The sequence below is a fragment of the Priestia sp. HNGD-A6 genome (assembly GCF_045784335.1).
In the GTDB taxonomy this organism is placed as follows: Bacteria; Bacillota; Bacilli; order Bacillales; family Bacillaceae_H; genus Priestia; species Priestia zanthoxyli.
On sequence record NZ_CP138621.1, the window covers coordinates 2,210,966 to 2,226,782 of the forward strand.

The 15,817-nt window shown below is 38.0% G+C and carries 19 protein-coding genes; 7 read left to right on the top strand and 12 right to left on the bottom strand.

Going from position 1 to position 15,817, the window contains the following annotated elements; genetic code table 11:
- Positions 1 to 41 precede the first annotated feature (41 nt).
- From serC to SCI76_RS11115, 4 genes are all read left to right on the top strand, one after another.
- Positions 42 to 1,139 (top strand): 3-phosphoserine/phosphohydroxythreonine transaminase, encoded by a 1,098-nt coding sequence (serC, locus tag SCI76_RS11100; protein ID WP_033580646.1) that lies wholly within the window; start codon positions 42 to 44, stop codon positions 1,137 to 1,139.
- 124 nt (positions 1,140 to 1,263) lie between these two features.
- Complete coding sequence (locus SCI76_RS11105) at positions 1,264 to 1,794, top strand: tryptophan transporter (protein ID WP_043981711.1); 531 nt, start codon at positions 1,264 to 1,266, stop codon at positions 1,792 to 1,794.
- A 549-nt stretch (positions 1,795 to 2,343) separates the two neighbouring features.
- Positions 2,344 to 2,739: a YtxH domain-containing protein gene (locus SCI76_RS11110; RefSeq protein ID WP_406902365.1), complete on the top strand. Its 396-nt coding sequence runs from the start codon at positions 2,344 to 2,346 to the stop codon at positions 2,737 to 2,739.
- A 113-nt stretch (positions 2,740 to 2,852) separates the two neighbouring features.
- Complete coding sequence (locus SCI76_RS11115; RefSeq protein ID WP_014461677.1) at positions 2,853 to 3,449, top strand: HTH-type transcriptional regulator Hpr; 597 nt, start codon at positions 2,853 to 2,855, stop codon at positions 3,447 to 3,449.
- Positions 3,450 to 3,452: 3 nt separating this feature from the next.
- On the opposite strand, the gene SCI76_RS11120 is transcribed toward SCI76_RS11115, so the two are convergent.
- Positions 3,453 to 3,797: a DUF1878 family protein gene (locus tag SCI76_RS11120; RefSeq protein ID WP_033580648.1), complete on the bottom strand. Its 345-nt coding sequence runs from the start codon at positions 3,795 to 3,797 to the stop codon at positions 3,453 to 3,455.
- Positions 3,798 to 4,273: 476 nt separating this feature from the next.
- On the opposite strand from SCI76_RS11120, the gene SCI76_RS11125 reads away from it, so the two are divergent.
- The gene (locus SCI76_RS11125) at positions 4,274 to 4,453 is read left to right on the top strand and encodes a hypothetical protein (protein WP_013055312.1); all 180 of its coding nucleotides are present in this window, start codon (positions 4,274 to 4,276) and stop codon (positions 4,451 to 4,453) included.
- Positions 4,454 to 4,488: 35 nt separating this feature from the next.
- Here SCI76_RS11125 and SCI76_RS11130 read toward each other — a convergent pair whose 3' ends face one another.
- Complete coding sequence (locus tag SCI76_RS11130; RefSeq protein ID WP_016762974.1) at positions 4,489 to 4,584, bottom strand: YjcZ family sporulation protein; 96 nt, start codon at positions 4,582 to 4,584, stop codon at positions 4,489 to 4,491.
- Between the two features lie 36 nt (positions 4,585 to 4,620).
- A complete protein-coding gene (locus tag SCI76_RS11135) occupies positions 4,621 to 4,710 on the bottom strand; it encodes a YjcZ family sporulation protein (RefSeq protein WP_016762973.1) in 90 nt (29 codons plus the stop codon).
- A gap of 307 nt (positions 4,711 to 5,017) precedes the next feature.
- Between SCI76_RS11135 and SCI76_RS11140 the strand changes: the two genes are divergently transcribed.
- Positions 5,018 to 5,941: a peptidylprolyl isomerase gene (locus SCI76_RS11140; protein ID WP_013055311.1), complete on the top strand. Its 924-nt coding sequence runs from the start codon at positions 5,018 to 5,020 to the stop codon at positions 5,939 to 5,941.
- A 42-nt stretch (positions 5,942 to 5,983) separates the two neighbouring features.
- Here the strand turns inward: SCI76_RS11140 and SCI76_RS11145 are convergent, their stop codons facing one another.
- The 4 genes from SCI76_RS11145 to SCI76_RS11160 all read right to left on the bottom strand — a co-directional run bounded on the left by SCI76_RS11145 (position 5,984) and on the right by SCI76_RS11160 (position 9,788).
- Positions 5,984 to 6,166: a sporulation YhaL family protein gene (locus SCI76_RS11145; protein ID WP_013055310.1), complete on the bottom strand. Its 183-nt coding sequence runs from the start codon at positions 6,164 to 6,166 to the stop codon at positions 5,984 to 5,986.
- Positions 6,167 to 6,231: 65 nt separating this feature from the next.
- Entirely contained in the window at positions 6,232 to 7,173 is a 942-nt protein-coding gene (gene yhaM, locus SCI76_RS11150; RefSeq protein WP_407545195.1) for a 3'-5' exoribonuclease YhaM, read from the bottom strand.
- Positions 7,174 to 7,642: 469 nt separating this feature from the next.
- Positions 7,643 to 8,896: an ABC transporter permease gene (locus SCI76_RS11155; protein WP_407545196.1), complete on the bottom strand. Its 1,254-nt coding sequence runs from the start codon at positions 8,894 to 8,896 to the stop codon at positions 7,643 to 7,645.
- Complete coding sequence (locus SCI76_RS11160) at positions 8,889 to 9,788, bottom strand: ABC transporter ATP-binding protein (protein ID WP_028412559.1); 900 nt, start codon at positions 9,786 to 9,788, stop codon at positions 8,889 to 8,891. The genes SCI76_RS11155 and SCI76_RS11160 overlap by 8 nt, the downstream gene beginning before the upstream one ends.
- 141 nt (positions 9,789 to 9,929) lie before the next feature.
- Here SCI76_RS11160 and SCI76_RS11165 point away from each other — a divergent pair, with 141 nt between their 5' ends.
- Positions 9,930 to 10,115, top strand: coding sequence for a YhzD family protein (locus tag SCI76_RS11165; protein WP_028412560.1), 186 nt, complete (start codon positions 9,930 to 9,932; stop codon positions 10,113 to 10,115).
- 40 nt (positions 10,116 to 10,155) lie between these two features.
- On the opposite strand, the gene SCI76_RS11170 is transcribed toward SCI76_RS11165, so the two are convergent.
- The 5 genes from SCI76_RS11170 to SCI76_RS11190 all read right to left on the bottom strand — a co-directional run bounded on the left by SCI76_RS11170 (position 10,156) and on the right by SCI76_RS11190 (position 15,805).
- Positions 10,156 to 10,428, bottom strand: coding sequence for an HU family DNA-binding protein (locus SCI76_RS11170; protein ID WP_013055305.1), 273 nt, complete (start codon positions 10,426 to 10,428; stop codon positions 10,156 to 10,158).
- A 112-nt stretch (positions 10,429 to 10,540) separates the two neighbouring features.
- Positions 10,541 to 11,344 carry an enoyl-CoA hydratase gene (locus tag SCI76_RS11175; RefSeq protein ID WP_168761454.1) on the bottom strand — a complete coding sequence of 268 codons (804 nt, stop codon included), beginning with the start codon at positions 11,342 to 11,344 and terminating at the stop codon, positions 10,541 to 10,543.
- A gap of 6 nt (positions 11,345 to 11,350) precedes the next feature.
- A complete protein-coding gene (locus tag SCI76_RS11180; RefSeq protein ID WP_407545197.1) occupies positions 11,351 to 12,964 on the bottom strand; it encodes a long-chain fatty acid--CoA ligase in 1,614 nt (537 codons plus the stop codon).
- 114 nt (positions 12,965 to 13,078) lie between these two features.
- Positions 13,079 to 14,581 carry a coproporphyrinogen III oxidase gene (locus tag SCI76_RS11185; RefSeq protein WP_407545244.1) on the bottom strand — a complete coding sequence of 501 codons (1,503 nt, stop codon included), beginning with the start codon at positions 14,579 to 14,581 and terminating at the stop codon, positions 13,079 to 13,081.
- A gap of 345 nt (positions 14,582 to 14,926) precedes the next feature.
- Complete coding sequence (locus tag SCI76_RS11190; RefSeq protein ID WP_028412564.1) at positions 14,927 to 15,805, bottom strand: Cof-type HAD-IIB family hydrolase; 879 nt, start codon at positions 15,803 to 15,805, stop codon at positions 14,927 to 14,929.
- Positions 15,806 to 15,817: the final 12 nt, after the last annotated feature.

A 15,817-nucleotide genomic window follows, 5' to 3' on the forward strand; every position in this document is an offset into this window, starting at 1 on the left:
TTGTATGATGAGTGTTCGAACTAATTTGAGGAGGAATTAATGTGATTACGTTAAACAGAGCTTATAATTTTAATGCAGGTCCATCTGCGCTTCCCCTACCTGTCTTACAACTTGCTCAAGAGGAGCTAGTTAACTTCAAAAATACAGGTATGTCTGTGATGGAATTATCACATCGCAGCAAAGAGTTTGAAGATGTATTAACACATGCTAAAGAAACACTAACGGAATTGCTTAATATTCCAGATACACATGAAATTTTATTCCTGCAGGGCGGAGCAAGCCTGCAATTCTCTATGATTCCAATGAACTTTTTAGCTCCTGATCAAGTCGGGGCATATGTGCTAACGGGATCATGGTCGGAAAAAGCGTTAAAAGAAGCAAAGAAACTTGGAAAAACAGCAGTTGTTGCTTCTACTAAAGAAGAGAACTACCGCTCTATTCCAGCTTTAGATGATATAAAGCTTCCAAAAGAAGAGATTGGATACTTGCATATCACGTCCAATAATACCATTTTTGGTACACAATGGGCTGACTACCCTTCTATTGAAGGAGTAGACTTAATTGCTGACATGTCAAGCGACATTCTTTGCCGTCAAATTGATGTATCTAAGTTCTCACTCATTTATGCTGGTGCTCAGAAAAACCTCGGACCATCTGGTGTAACAGTTGTCATTTTGAAGAAAGAATTGCTTAAACGTATCCCTGAAGGTTTACCAACAATGCTGAACTATGAGACTCACGTAAAGAGCAATTCTCTTTACAACACTCCTCCAACGTTTGGTATTTATATGCTTTCACTTGTTTTAGATTGGATTAAAGAACAAGGGGGCGTTAAAGCCATTGAAGCTCAAAATCATAAAAAAGCTAAGTTACTCTACGCAAGCATGGAACGTTCAAACGGTTTCTATACTCCTCACGCTACAGAGGAAAGCCGTTCAATTATGAATGTCACGTTTACTTTACCAAACGATGAGCTAACGGCTGAGTTTTTACAGCAAGCAAAAGAAAAAGGCTTTGTAGGATTAGCTGGACACCGTTCAATCGGCGGATGCCGCGCTTCTATTTACAATGCTGTGCCGCTTGAAGCGTGTGAAGCTCTTGCCGTCTTTATGGATGAATTTGCGCAGGCAAACGCGTAATTGGCAGAATTAGCTGATTCTTTTTTCACATAAATATGTTATAATCAGTATGTAAATATATGCAATGGGCATAGACGCACTATTGGTATATTTCGAGCTTAGCTTAGAAGAGGAGAGATGAGAAATGAATACAAAAGTTTTAGTTTCTTTAGCGTTATTAGTCGGAATTGGAGCGGTTCTCCACACGGTGGTACCTCCTATTTTATTTGGAATGAAGCCAGATATGATGTTAACAATGATGTTTTTAGCAATCCTGTTGTTTCCTAGCGTAAAAAATGTTGCATTGGTTAGCTTAACCACAGCAGTTATTTCTGCTTTAACAACAAGCTTTCCTGGCGGACAAATTGCAAACTTGATTGATAAACCAATTACAGCATTTGTTTTCTTTGCATTATTTATGCTTGTGAAAAAAGCAATAGGCATCAAAACACCAGTTGCCGCTGCTTTAACAGCTGTTGGCACGCTCGTATCAGGAACCGTATTCTTGTCTGCTGCCGCGCTAATCGTCGGCTTACCGGGCGGAAACAGCGTCATGGCGCTTGTTGCTGCGGTTGTGTTACCTGCAACAGTAGTGAATACAATCGTTATGGTCGTTATTTATCCAATTGTTCAATCCGTTCTAAAACGCACAAGCATCAAAGCAAAATTATCGTAACGTCAAGAGCCTGATTTAGTTAAGAATCAGGCTCTTTTTTTACACCAAAAGCTAAGGCCCGCCAAAGCGTGGCGGACCTTTAGATAAAACGGTTCATTTATAGTATGTTGCTGATCTTTTAGAGACAACCTAAAGTCCGGCTCTTAACTTGTTGTTTAAAAAGAAATGATACAGGATGCTTTTCACTTAAATTTCATTTGCAGCTCATACAATAGGTATGAAGACTTACTATGTAATAAAGGTTTAAGTTCCCCATCCTAGGTTACATAATAAAGTATAAGCGCCAATAAAAAACTCGCAAAAGCCACTGTCGCACATGTAAGAGACTTTTGTTTAAGCACATGTTTAGGTGGATATGATGCCGTTCTAGTCGTAAGGCTAAACCATTTAAAAGCAGCCAGAAAAAAACTCAGGCTAATCATCAAAAGAATGAATAAAGCTATCCCATGTTGATAACCTCCTTCTTTTGTATAAATCTATGCTATTTTTTTATGATTATGTCAGAAGGAAGTGTTAGCAATTACTTTACTACATAGGAGGAAATAAATAATGAGTAGAATGAAAAAACTAGCAGCTGGAGCAGCAATCGGAAGCACCGTAGCCGCTATTACAACGCTTCTTATTACTCCATATTCAGGACGAGAACTTAAACAGCGTGTCAATTCTCGAAAAGACCGAGTTAACGCTTCACAACAAGAGCTCTCAACAAAAATAAAAGCTGTTTCTCAACAAGTACAAATGACCGCCAGAGAAGGAAATACTATAGTGAAAAATATCGCAAGTGACCTTTCTACTACCCTTGGTCAGTTTAAAGAAGAAATTGTCCCTCATAAGGAATCCATTCAGCATCATTTGAAAGAAATCCAAAATTCTTTGTCAAACCTAGAGGAACATGTACAGACAACTAAAAATCCCAATGAAAAAATTGACAAAAAAGAAGGTTAAAGCGCCTTCTTTTTTAATTTTTTAAAATTTTGTAAATTTACATCTTTATAATTTTTTATTTTATTGGCATAATAGAAGATAAATAAAAAAAGAGACTAAGTAGGTGGGAGAAGATGAAAAAGACTAGTGATCAGGATTACAGTTTGAAAGAAGCACTTCTATTTAGCCAACGTATTGCCCAATTAAGTAAAGCCCTTTGGAAAACCGTAGAGAAGGATTGGCAGCAATGGATTAAGCCTTATGACCTTAATATTAACGAGCATCATATTTTGTGGATTTCATATCATTTAAACGGGGCTTCCATTTCCGAAATTGCCAAGTTTGGAGTTATGCATGTTTCTACTGCATTTAACTTCTCCAAAAAACTAGAAGAACGAGGTTTACTTGAGTTTTCTAAAAAAGAAAGCGACAAGCGAAATACGTACATTCAGCTAACAGATAAAGGCGAGGCCATTTTACTGGATTTAATGGAACATTACGAACCTTCTAATAATTCAGTATTCAGCGGCGCACTTCCGTTGCGCGACTTGTACGGCAAATTCCCTGAGTTTATGGAACTAATGACCGTCATCCGCAAAATTTACGGTGAAGATTTTATGGATATCTTCGAGCGATCTTTCCATCATATCGAAGAAGAATTCACTGAAGAAGATGGCAAGCTTGTCAAGAAAGATAAAGAGAACCACCAGGAGACTATTTCAAACTCTTAATGGTTAGTCCCTTATCCATTGAATAATTTCAAAAAATTCATTCATCACATCTTGATAAGAAGGTTGATAACGAAGCGATTCGACCGTCTCTCTAGGAGTTAATTTATAATTCAGCATACCAACAAATTGTGTAAGAAGCGGAACAAAGTCTGTTAGGCCTTCCGCTTTTTGCTCAATATATTCGCTTTTTGTATCTTCACACAGAATTAAAATTTCCTCTACTTCCTTCTTTGTAAGCTGATTTCTTACCACTAAATCAATAAATGGTTTAGCTTCTTGTTCAGATGTCCCAGATAACAGTTTTATGTAATATTCTAAACGTGATACTCGAGATTCTAAAGTTTCCATCCGCTTCCCCTACTCCTTCAACGTTCATATATCTCTACTCCATATTGTACATGATTCATTCATGTTCTTCCAAATAATTCTTTCTTCGTCAATCACATTTCCTGTTTGAGTAGCACCGTATAAAGATTTTCATATACTGATTATGTACTCACTGCATATATTAATATAAATCCCTCTGTCCTTTTTAACAATCCTTTTGCACAATGGCTGATTGTTACTCATTTCTTATCCATTCACTTTGCTATTTCGTTTAAAACCTATTTCTCAACTTCTTAACTACCCTTTATAAAATAAAAACCGCATTTCTGTGTAAATACCTTTTGAAATTCTTTGCTCAACTGTATATATAACTATCTATTTTACCGCTTTTTTGGTAATGTTAATATAGATATTTGTAAATTCATACAAAGCTGTACTATATAAATGACTATAAGACTTTTTGTCTTCGTCACACTGATTTTGTTAGGGGGATTTTTATGTACATATTCTTTATTGTATTTGCACTATTCATTTTATTCTACATCAATGCACTAACAAATACATTGTGTATTCAAAAAGAAATTCCAGCTGAAAAACAGCCTAAAGTTTTTCGTACGATTAATGTATTAATTACCATTTTATTAGTTTCATCTTATATTGAAGTATCATTTACATAAAAAACGGTGAGATGTCTCACCGCTTTTTTATAGGCTTAGCAAAAACAGCTAGCGCCGATGATAACTAATAAGATGAATAATACGACTAATAGAGCAAATCCACTGCCGTATCCGCATCCGTAAGAACCCATATCTATCGCCCCTTTCCTTTTATATTCATCTGTTTCCTAGTGGTAACATGCACAACCAACAATGACTAATAAGATAAACAGTACAACTAATAGTGCAAAACCGCCTCCATATCCGCCTCCGCTCATTTGAGCACCCCCTTTGTTTACTAATACTGCATCTTATGCATCAGCTCAAAAAACGTCTAGGCTTTTAGCCCAAACTCCATAATTTATTTCTCTTGCTTCTCGTTTGGAGATTACTCTGTGAGTTTGTCCACCATTTTGAAAACGCTTTATAAAAAAGCCATCATAAGCGTATAATCACTCCATGCTTAGTGGAAAATAAATGTAAATTTACGTGGTTTTAACTTCATTTGCTAACATCAGGAAATGTGATATAGTAAATCTTGAGTCAAGCTACATAAGTAAAAATGATGAGTAGGAGTGTTTACGTATGAAAAAAAGCTTAGTTGCACTAACAACGGCAGCCAGCCTCGTTGCTTTATCAGCATGCAGTGGGGGAAATGATGCTTCAAATGCAAACGATTCTTCAAAAGTAATTGTAGAAACAAAAGCAGGCAATATCACTCAAGGTGATTTGTATAAGCAAATGAAAGATACAATCGGACAAGACCAATTTAATACACTCGTACGAAGCGTTACCGAAGAAAAAGTATTGAGTAAAAAATATAAAGTAACGGATAAAGAGCTTGATCAGCAGCTGAACATTCTAAGAGAACAATACGGTGATCAGGTGGATTCAGTTATTAAGCAAAAAGGCGAAAAAGAAGTCAAAGATATGCTAAAAGTTGATATTCTCCGTGAAAAAGCTGCTACGGCAGGCATTAAGGTATCGGACAAAGAACTGAAAAAAGCTTATGATGAATATAAAGCTCAAAAACCTCAAATTCGCGCAAGTCATATTTTAGTAAAAGACGAAAAGACAGCAAACGAAGTAGAAGCGAAAATCAAAAAAGGCGAGGACTTTGCTAGTCTAGCAAAAGAATATTCAACGGATCAGCAGTCTGCAGCTAACGGCGGCGATTTAGGCTACTTCGGTGAAGGCCAAATGGTTAAAGAATTTGAAGAAGCTGCTTACAAGCTGAAAAAAGGTGAAGTAAGTAAACCAATCAAAACAGAGTACGGCTACCATATCATTAAACTAGTCGATAAAAAGAAAGTAGAATCGTTTGAGAAAAAGAAACCCGAACTTGAGCAGCAAATCAAACGTTCAAAAGTAGATCAAGCAGAAGCGAACAAGAAGATTCAAAAAGAGCTTGATAAAGCAAAAGTGGAAGTCAAAGATAAAAATGTAAAACCAATTTTCGAAGAAGGTGCGACAGATAGTCAATCTGGCGTAGAAACTCCTCAGCAGTAATGCTAAGAGCCTGTCACTCATGTGACAGGCTCTTTTATATAATCAGATAGAATCGCTGTTGCGTCTTTCTTTTTCCACTTGCATTCTTTCGATGAAGACTTGTCCCTCTTTTTCAATAAACGAATCATCCACTTGCTTATCATGTTGTGCAGCACGAATTGCCATAAATCCACTAAAGAAAATGCCTGCTACAACTAAATAAATCCAAATTGGTAGTGTCACCATATATTGATCCCCCATCACAGTTATTTACAACCACTATATGCGAAGGAAGAAAGACTTATACCTTTTTAATCAATCGTTGGTTTATAAAATGAACGATTATCAAGTGCAAAAATACGCTCTGTAAATTCACCAGGCTTCACTTTTGTTAATGCTCGGTCCAGCATATTCATTTTAGCGTCTACATTGTCAATCAAATGAAGCATCTCAGCCTCTTTAATTAACGGCTTTTTCGGACTTCCCCACTCTTCCTTACCGTGATGCGATAATACAAGGTGCTGAAGAAGCATGACCTCTTCTCCATCAATCGCTAATTCTTCCGCCGCTTTTCCAATTTCATTCACCATAATCGAGATATGGCCAAGCAAGTTCCCTTCGACTGTGTATATCGTCGAAACAGGACCTGAAAGTTCAAATACTTTGCCAAGGTCATGAAGAATAACTCCAGCATACAGCAAGTCGCGGTTTAAGCTTGGATAAAGGGTTGAAAATGACTCAGCCAGCTTCAGCATAGACACCACATGGTAGGCAAGCCCCGATACAAACTCATGGTGATTTTTAGTTGCTGCCGGATATTCTAAAAATTCCGTTTGATATTTTTTAAACAAATGGCGAGTAATGCGCTGGACATTTGAATTTTTCATTTCAAATATACTCTTTGTAATATGTTCCACCATTTCTTCTTGAGATAAAGGCGCCACTTCTAAAAAGTCAGATGTGCGCACTCCGTCTTGGGGCTGTGCAGGACGAATGTTGCGTATTTTCAGCTGGTTGCGCCCGCGGTAATTCATTACTTCTCCAGCAGCTCGCACAATCTTTTGAGCAGCATAATTTTCCTCGTCATCTGGAGATGCATCCCACAGCTTGGCTTCAATATCACCTGTTTTATCCTGTAGGATTACCGTTAAAAATGGTTTTCCATTGCTTGCAATTCCTCTCGTTGAGGATTTAATTAAAAAATAAAGATCAACTTGCTCTCCTACTTCGTATTGAGCAATTCCTTTTGTCATGCCCTTTTCCTCCTTACCACTTCATTCTATGTATTTGATAGCAAAGCTCTTATCGCTTCGTCCGCTTATTTACAGCTCTTTACATTTCATTTTACCATCGCTTGGCACCGAATGCACGGGTAGACGCTTTTTCATAAGAGATGAGATTATGACACAACAAAATCAATACAATCTAAAGACAAACAGATTGGATAAAGGAGCTAGTATGAATCGCTTGAGGCACCGCTGTTGATTTCCGTGCAAGACTTCTCTTTCCGGCAGCCGCTGAGCCTCCTCGTCGCTTCCGCTTTCTCCGCAGGAGTCTTCGTCTTGCTCTTCAATACACAGCTAGAAACAACTACATACATGCAAACTATGGTCACCATACCAATAAAAAAATCCGGACGAGTTGGATTCTCCATCAAGAATCTAGATTGTTCGTCCGGACCTCCCTTCAACTAATCTACTTTTGTCTCAGCCTCTCACTTCTTTATGTTTCTTTTTTCGTTAACTGCAGCGCCTTTTTAATATCTTTAAAAGAGGTAGATTGACCATACATAAGGACTCCTCCTTTATACACACGGGCACCAAATATAGCTAAAGCAGTAATCGTCACAACCAAAATCCCTATCGATACACTCACTTCCCACATAGGAACATTTAACATACCTACACGCAAAAACATAATCATCGGAGCAAAAAACGGGATAAAAGATGTGACCGTAATGATTGTGGTTTCAGGATCACCAAGTCCAAACATAGCAATTAAAAAAGCGGCCACAATCACAAGGGTCATGGGCGTAATCATTTGCTGTACATCTTCAATACGGCTCACAAGAGAACCTAAAAAAGCCGCGAGCGTAGCAAAAAGAAAGTACCCTAATATGAAAAAGACAATTGCATACACGAATGTAGTCAGCGGAACATCATTAAATCCGAGATAAGAAAAGATGCCGTTATGATTTGTTTCCACACTGGCTTTTAACGATGTGTAGCCCACGCTCAGTATCACTGCAAGCTGTGTTAAGCTGAGCAGTGCAATTCCAATGATTTTAGCAAACATTTGTGTAATAGGTGATACGCTCGATACAAGGATCTCCATAACGCGGGATGATTTTTCAGTAGCTACTTCCATCGCAATCATGCTCCCATACATGATAACGGCAAAATAAATAACAAACAGCAGAACATACACAAGACCTCTTGCTTGATTTAGCTCTTGTTCTGTTTTGGCATTTTCAACTAACGCTTCTTTTTTAAATGAAACAGGGCTGTAAAGCTGATCAATTTGCTTTTCTTCTAAACCAATTTTCACTGTAGCCATAGCCACTTTTGTTTGCTGTACCGCCTGTTCTAAGGTAGATGAAAGATTTGATTCGGCCAAAGAGTTAGCTTTGTACACAGCTTGAGGCAGCTGCTTATCGTTTAAAGATAAAAGTAAATAGCTATCGAGCTGCCCGCTTTTTACCGCTTGCTTTGCCTTAGCCTCAGACGTAAATTCTTTTAAATGAATGTCTGAATCCATAGCATTTACATTTTGTTTGAACAACGTATATACGCTTTCCACTTCATAGATGACACCCACATTTGTGCCATTATCGTCTGAATTAAAAACGTCGATAATTTTCTCCATATTTGTAAGAGCAACTAGAATAAGAGCAGTAATAATCGTCGTAATAATAAAAGATTTTGTTTTTAATTTATTAAGATATGTATGAAAAACGATGACCCAAAATTTATTCATAGGAAGCACCTACCTTTTCAATGAAAATATCATTTAATGAAGGCTCTTCCACTGCAAATTTAGATACAAATGAAAAATGTTTAAGTTCTTGAAAAATGAGTTGCGATACGGATTCATGCTGAATTTGAACAATCATGCCTTCAACCGTTTTTTTCACCTTTACAACACCTTCAAGCTCCGTAATTCTCTCAAACGGACCTTTCCCATGTATAATGACGTTTTTCTTGCCAAATGAACGCTTGATCTCCGGCAGTCTTCCATATACAACAGGCGTACCATGATGCATAATACATAAATATTCACAAAGTTCTTCCACATGTTCCATTCGATGACTTGAAAAAACAATCGTCGTCCCGCGTTTTTTCAAATCAAGTACCGCTTCTTTTAGTACCTCTACGTTTACAGGATCCAAGCCGCTAAAAGGTTCATCTAAAATAAGCAGCTCGGGACGATGAATAACGGAAGCGATAAATTGAATTTTTTGCTGATTTCCTTTGGATAGCTCTTCTACTTTTTTTGAAGCATATTGAGGAATATTAAATCGAGATAACCAGCGCTCCATTTCTTGCAGCACGTTAGCTTTTTTCATCCCGCGCAGCCGTCCTAGATAAACAAGCTGATCTTTGACTTTTAATTTCGGATATAATCCCCTTTCTTCTGGAAGGTAACCAACTAGATGGCTTCTACTGTAAGTTAAAGATTTATCATTCCATTGGATGTGACCTGAGGTTGGTTCAATGAGCCCTAAAATCATTCGAAACGTCGTTGTTTTGCCAGCACCGTTTGCACCTAAAAAACCAAACACTTCACCCTTTGGAATTTGCAAGGATAGTTCATTTACAGCTGTAAATTCACCGTACCTTTTTGAAACTTCACGGATAGAAAGAGACATTTAATTCCTCCTTTGTAAATAAACCTATGTTTATTGTATGGAAAAAAATGATATCTGTAAACCTTAGCAGGATTTAGAGGAATAAGACGAGAAATATGTTGAATACGCTTACAATTATACTATAAGAGGAGAGTAGATTTTATGAGTACTTATACATTGACCGCTTTTGAAAAGACTGGAGAAAAATTAATAGATGAAAGCTTCGAAGCAGCTTCTGAAACAGAAGCAAAGACAATCGGCACCAAAAAGTTAGAAGAGCTTGCCTACTTAGAAAAAACACATCGATGCGTTAGCTCTAGCGGAAAACTTGTATTATTTCATCGTTAATACAAAACGCCGGAAAGGTTTAGCTTTCCGGCGTTTTATATTACTTTACAGCTTCTTTTAGTTCTTTACCAGCTTTAAATGCCGGTACTTTTGATGCTGGAATTTGCATTTCTTCACCCGTTTGAGGGTTACGGCCTGTACGAGCAGCACGCTCGCGTACTTCAAATGTACCGAAGCCGATTAACTGAATTTTTTCACCTTCACCTAGCGTTGATGAAATTGTTTCTAGTAATGCGTCAACTGCTTTAGATGCATCTGCTTTTGTTAACTCTGATTTTGTTGCCACTGCGTTTACTAAATCTGTTTTGTTCATTTCCAATCACCTCATTAGTTTCTACATTATCTTGTGTTACCACTGTTTTGCAACTTTTAAACATGCTCTATCAATATGATAGACAAAAATATTGGCTTTTAAACTAGTTCACTTAATTTTCGGAAATATCTTTTTCACTTTGATTAAAAACAGGCGCTCGCTTTTCCAGAAACGCACGTACACCTTCCTTATGATCCGAACTTTGGCTCATAGCAAACTGACTTCTTTTCTCAAGCGCAAGCACTTGCTTTAATTGTGAAATAGATGTCTCCACATAAATTCGCTTTGTTTCCTTCAAAGCACGTGAAGGTTTTTTTAGCCAATATGAGAGATAATCTTCTACACGCTTCGCCAAATCTCCTTCTTTTATTTCATCAATTATGCCAAATTGATGAGCTTCCTCTGCTTTTAATGTCTTTCCTTCCCAAATCAGCTGTTTCGCACGATGAGAACCGATGCGCTTTTCTAGTAAAAAGTGACCGCCTCCGTCTGGAATTAGAGCAATGCCGATAAAGTTCATCGCAATTTTCGTGTGTCTTTCTGCAATAATATAATCAGAAGCAAGCGCAATGCTGAGCCCTAGCCCTGCTGCCGCACCGTGCAGTACACTTATCGTCATTTGAGGCAGGCTGTATAAAGTCAGCACGGCTTCATTAATTAAATCCATCACCTGTTCAAGACGTTCTGATTGTGAAGGTGACATCATCATATTAATATCTCCCCCTGCTGAAAACACTTTTCCGTTTCCTTTTACTACTAAGAAGTCCACTTCACTTTCTTCGACAACTTTTAAACATTGAATAAACTGCTCTAGCACTTCTTCGTTTAATGCATTTAACGCATCCGGCCTGTTAAACGAAATTGTGGCGACACGTTCTTGCAAAACTAGTTCTACTACTTTTAATTCGACGGTCATATTTACTCACCCTTTCTGATAATAATTGAGGACTTGTTCACGAAGCGTACGTTTTAAAAACTTTCCGACCGTTGTCTTTGGGATTTCACCCATAAATAAAATGTCATCTGGAAGCCACCATTTTGCGAACTGCGGCGCTAAAAATTTGAGCAGCTCTTCTGACGAAACGACACCTTTATATGCATCTTTTAACACGACACAAGCAACTGGACGCTCTTGCCACACCTTATGAGGAACTGCTATGACACAGGCTTCAAAAACAGCTTCATGAGCAATAAGCGCGTTTTCTAAATCAACAGACGAAATCCATTCTCCTCCGCTTTTAATTAAATCTTTTGTTCGGTCTACAATTTTGATCGTTCCCTCTTCGTCAACCGTCACAATATCTCCCGTATACAGCCAGCCGTCTTTAAACGTATCTTCTGTTCTTTTATCCTTGTAATATTCAGAAGCTACCCATGGCCCCTTTAGTAATAGCTCACCCATTTCCACTCCATCCCAAGCAACTTCTCCATTTTGACCTATTACTTTCATTTCAACGCCAGGAACTAAGAAACCTTGCTTCGCTTTTACGCTGAGCTGATACTCAGGGTCTTCGCTGTACTGATAGCTTTTTAAGCGGGAGACGGTTACAACAGGGCTTGTTTCCGTCATTCCGTATGCATGCATAAATTCAATTTGATATTTTTCCTGAAATTCTCGAATGACGCTTTTTGGGGCCGCTGATCCGCCGCATAAAATAGCCCGCAAACTATCAACTGCGTAAGGCTTTTTTTCTAACTCTTGTAAAAAATTTAACCAAACGGTAGGTACTGCTGCAGCAAGAGTTACTTTCTCTTGTTCAATGAGAGAGGCAATCGTCTCTGAGGTACAAAAAGCGCCCGGCAGCACGAGCTTTGTCCCAAACCAGACCGCAGCAAAAGGAATTCCCCATGCATTTACATGAAACATTGGAACGATAGGCATAGCGGTATCACCTTCTGATAATCCAGCACTATCAGCAAGTCCTAGCGCCATACAGTGTAAATAAATAGCGCGATGAGAATATACAACGCCCTTTGGCTCTCCTGTAGTAGCAGAGGTATAACAAAGGCCTACTGGTTCTTCTTCGCTTAAATCTTGAACAAAGGAATGCGATGCATTCCCTTGCTGAATCCAATTTTCGTAATGATACACTGGCAACTCTGTTTCTGGCAGCTCACCTTCATCTGACATAAGGATATAGGCTTCAACATGTGGAAGCTTTTGATGAATGCTTTCAAATAAAGGTAAAAAGCATTCATCAAGTAAAATGACTTTATCGCGTGCATGGTTAATGATGTATACAATTTGCTCAGAATCTAACCGGATATTAATTGTGTGAAGCACAGCGCCTATTCCCGGCACAGCAAAATAACCCTCTAGATGTCTATGATGATTCCATGCAAACGTTCCGACTCTTTCTCCTCGCTTCACTCCAATTCGTTCTAGCATACTAGAGAGCTGCCGAGTCCGTTTTATTAACTGATTATAAGTTAAACGTTGAATCCCTTTTGAAGATTTAGAAACCACTTCTTTTTTACCAAACAGCTTTTCAGCTCTTTCCATCATAGATGGTACGGTTAACTGTACATTCATCATTAAGCGGCACCTCGCATCGTCATAATAAGAAAACGCTTACAACTTTCTTATATATTCAACAGATTCCGACATTTCCCTGCTGAAAATAAAAAAGATCACTAAAAAGTGACCTTTTTATTTCCTAAACAATTCATCTAAAATCTTGAGTTTCTCTTGCGTATAGTGCTCGAATCCATCGTTGTACGATTTTGGGTCTTTTGGATTCGCAAACCTTGTAATAATGCCTGTTTCTGGATGCACGAACTTACTGGATGCCCCGCACCCAAGGCCAATAATCGTCTGCTTTTCTTCCATGATCATAATATTGTACAGGCTCTCTTGACCAGGGAATGAATATCCAACGTTCTCTAAATTACCTAAAATATTTTTTTGGCGATATAAATAATAAGGTTCATATCCTTGTTCTTGAGTCCACTCAGTCGCTAAATCCATCATTTTACCAATTTCATAGCGATCTGCTACTTTGTATTTCCGTTTATTTTGAGTCATTTCAGACGCGCGTTTAAACGATAGCGTATGAACAGTTAAAGATTCAGGAAGCAATTTTTTAGATTCGTCTAGCGTATGTTGAAATTCTTCTACACCTTCATTTGGAAGCCCAATAATTAAGTCCATGTTAATGTTATTCATCCCCATTTTTCGAGAAAGATGAAATTTATCAATCGTTTCTTCAACTGTATGATGACGTCCAATAGCTTTTAAGGTTTCTTGAATATAAGATTGCGGATTTACACTAATCCGGTCAATATTCCATTTGTTCAAAACAGCTAGCTTTTCTTCCGTAATCGTATCGGGTCTTCCTGCTTCTACCGTAATTTCACGGATATTTTGTACATCAGGGAACGATTCATACATCTCTTCATACAGCATGTCCATTTCTTCAGCCGTAATGCTCGTTGGTGTGCCTCCGCCATAATAGACGGTTGTAATCTTGACGTCATTTTCTTTTAACCATTTCCCTACTTCACGCATCTCATAATGCAAGCCGCCTAAAAATGACGTAACAGATCCTTGACGTCCGTTAATCGCATAGGCTGGGAATGTACAGTATGCACACTTCGTCGGACAAAACGGAATGCCTATATAAATGCTTACCTCGTTCTTTAACTCATGTAAATCGGGAATAGCTGCTAGTTGACGATCCACAATATGCTGCATTAAATTAATTTTGTCATCAGTGATTAAATATTCTTCCTTTAGCTCACGATGTGCTTGTTCTTTACTTTTGCCTGACTGCAGTTTCATATGAAGCAACTTCGTTGGACGTATACCGGTTAAAATACCCCATTTTTGAACAATGTTTGTATACTCCTGTAACACAGATAAGTAGACGCGAAGCACCACATTTTTTATTTGCTTAAATTTTTCTTTTTCTGTTTCATACGGCGTAAACGATTTAGAAAGCTCTTCTGTAAACACCTTGTCCGTTGCAGCATCATGCAGCACTGCTTTCGCATAAATTTCTTCATGAACTTTTAGCTCTACTTCAACCTTCAGCTGAGCTTCATTATCATCCTCAAAGGAGACGTTGCTTTCTTCAAAAAACAAATCTGAAATTCGGTGAAGCGGACGTAAAAAACGATCATCTTCTATACCTTTTATATAAATGTTCAATATAATCACCTTTCAAATCAATTCTATCTAAGTAATCAGTTTACAAAACCTACGTATGTCCGGTCAAGGTGCTCAGCTCAAGGGAATACGCGGACAGGAAACAAACGGAAAAAGAGATTGAGCCATAATTACATTAATTCAACCTACAGACGAACAAATGGGATAAATAAGCTCATATGAATTGCTTGTTACACTTCTGTTGATTTACGCAGGAGTCTTCCGCCTTGCCCTTCAATCAACAGTTAGAAACAGCTACATACGTGAAGCTGACGTTTATCCTACCAATGAAAAAAATCCGAACGAGTTGGATTCTTCGTTCGGATTTCCCTTCAACTAACATACTTTTATTTATTTTAAACGAAAGCTGTCAATTTGATGAAGATAACCAAGACGCTGCTGCTTTCTAAATAATTCTTTCACCATATAGGCTACACCATTTTCATTATTAGAACGAGTAACCCAATCCGCAAGCATTTTTAATTCCGTTGGTGAATTGCCCATGGCCACACCCATTCCCGCGTGTTCAATCGTTTCTACATCATCATAGCAATTTCCAATGGCTACTACGTCTTCCATCGGTATCCCTAGACGATTTGCTACATAACGAACGCCGGCAGCTTTTGTGGCTCCTTTTGGCGTAATATAGCATCTATTTTCATTTGGATACGAAAACCATTCAATATCCGGAACTGCACTGGCAATTGTTTGCTCAGCGTATTCTTTTTCTCTACGATCTGCAAAATACACTTCTATTTTTGGAGTAGAAACAGGTTCATCACGAAGCGTATCCCCTAATGAATCTACGAACTGCACGGGATAAAAGAGCGGTTCTCCCGTTTTTAACACGCTTTTAGCTACAATATTATTAGGAAGCTTTACACGATTTCCAATTGAAAACCTTTCATGCAAAATGCGGACATGACAATTAAAATTTTCAAAAAGCTGAATGAGATTAAATGTTTTTTCCTCGCTAATTCTCTTATCTAGTATCGGTTTGTCTATCGATGTTCCGATAAAGGCACCGCTATGAGTAATGAGCATTGCTGGATGAACTTTAAGTGATCGAGCAATTTTTTTAGCAGACGGAAAATGCCTGTTTGTTACTAACGTAACGTAAACCCCTTTATTTTTCACAAATTGAATTGCGTCTTTCGTTTCTTTTGTAACGCGCCCTTGGCTATTTAAAATGGTTCCATCAATATTCAACGCTAGCAATCGATAAGCCATATGAGAACCCCT

What these genes read in the sequence shown, in the direction of transcription:
- SCI76_RS11105 (WP_043981711.1), top strand. Translation starts at nt 1,264, where the DNA reads ATGAATACAAAAGTTTTAGTTTCTTTAGCGTTATTAGTCGGAATTGGA.
- SCI76_RS11110 (WP_406902365.1), top strand. Translation starts at nt 2,344, where the DNA reads ATGAGTAGAATGAAAAAACTAGCAGCTGGAGCAGCAATCGGAAGCACC.
- SCI76_RS11115 (WP_014461677.1), top strand. Translation starts at nt 2,853, where the DNA reads ATGAAAAAGACTAGTGATCAGGATTACAGTTTGAAAGAAGCACTTCTA.
- SCI76_RS11120 (WP_033580648.1), bottom strand. Translation starts at nt 3,797, where the DNA reads ATGGAAACTTTAGAATCTCGAGTATCACGTTTAGAATATTACATAAAA.
- SCI76_RS11125 (WP_013055312.1), top strand. Translation starts at nt 4,274, where the DNA reads ATGTACATATTCTTTATTGTATTTGCACTATTCATTTTATTCTACATC.
- SCI76_RS11130 (WP_016762974.1), bottom strand. Translation starts at nt 4,584, where the DNA reads ATGGGTTCTTACGGATGCGGATACGGCAGTGGATTTGCTCTATTAGTC.
- SCI76_RS11135 (WP_016762973.1), bottom strand. Translation starts at nt 4,710, where the DNA reads ATGAGCGGAGGCGGATATGGAGGCGGTTTTGCACTATTAGTTGTACTG.
- SCI76_RS11140 (WP_013055311.1), top strand. Translation starts at nt 5,018, where the DNA reads ATGAAAAAAAGCTTAGTTGCACTAACAACGGCAGCCAGCCTCGTTGCT.
- SCI76_RS11145 (WP_013055310.1), bottom strand. Translation starts at nt 6,166, where the DNA reads ATGGTGACACTACCAATTTGGATTTATTTAGTTGTAGCAGGCATTTTC.
- yhaM (WP_407545195.1), bottom strand. Translation starts at nt 7,173, where the DNA reads ATGACAAAAGGAATTGCTCAATACGAAGTAGGAGAGCAAGTTGATCTT.
- SCI76_RS11155 (WP_407545196.1), bottom strand. Translation starts at nt 8,896, where the DNA reads ATGAATAAATTTTGGGTCATCGTTTTTCATACATATCTTAATAAATTA.
- SCI76_RS11160 (WP_028412559.1), bottom strand. Translation starts at nt 9,788, where the DNA reads ATGTCTCTTTCTATCCGTGAAGTTTCAAAAAGGTACGGTGAATTTACA.
- SCI76_RS11165 (WP_028412560.1), top strand. Translation starts at nt 9,930, where the DNA reads ATGAGTACTTATACATTGACCGCTTTTGAAAAGACTGGAGAAAAATTA.
- SCI76_RS11170 (WP_013055305.1), bottom strand. Translation starts at nt 10,428, where the DNA reads ATGAACAAAACAGATTTAGTAAACGCAGTGGCAACAAAATCAGAGTTA.
- SCI76_RS11175 (WP_168761454.1), bottom strand. Translation starts at nt 11,344, where the DNA reads ATGACCGTCGAATTAAAAGTAGTAGAACTAGTTTTGCAAGAACGTGTC.
- SCI76_RS11180 (WP_407545197.1), bottom strand. Translation starts at nt 12,964, where the DNA reads ATGATGAATGTACAGTTAACCGTACCATCTATGATGGAAAGAGCTGAA.
- SCI76_RS11190 (WP_028412564.1), bottom strand. Translation starts at nt 15,805, where the DNA reads ATGGCTTATCGATTGCTAGCGTTGAATATTGATGGAACCATTTTAAAT.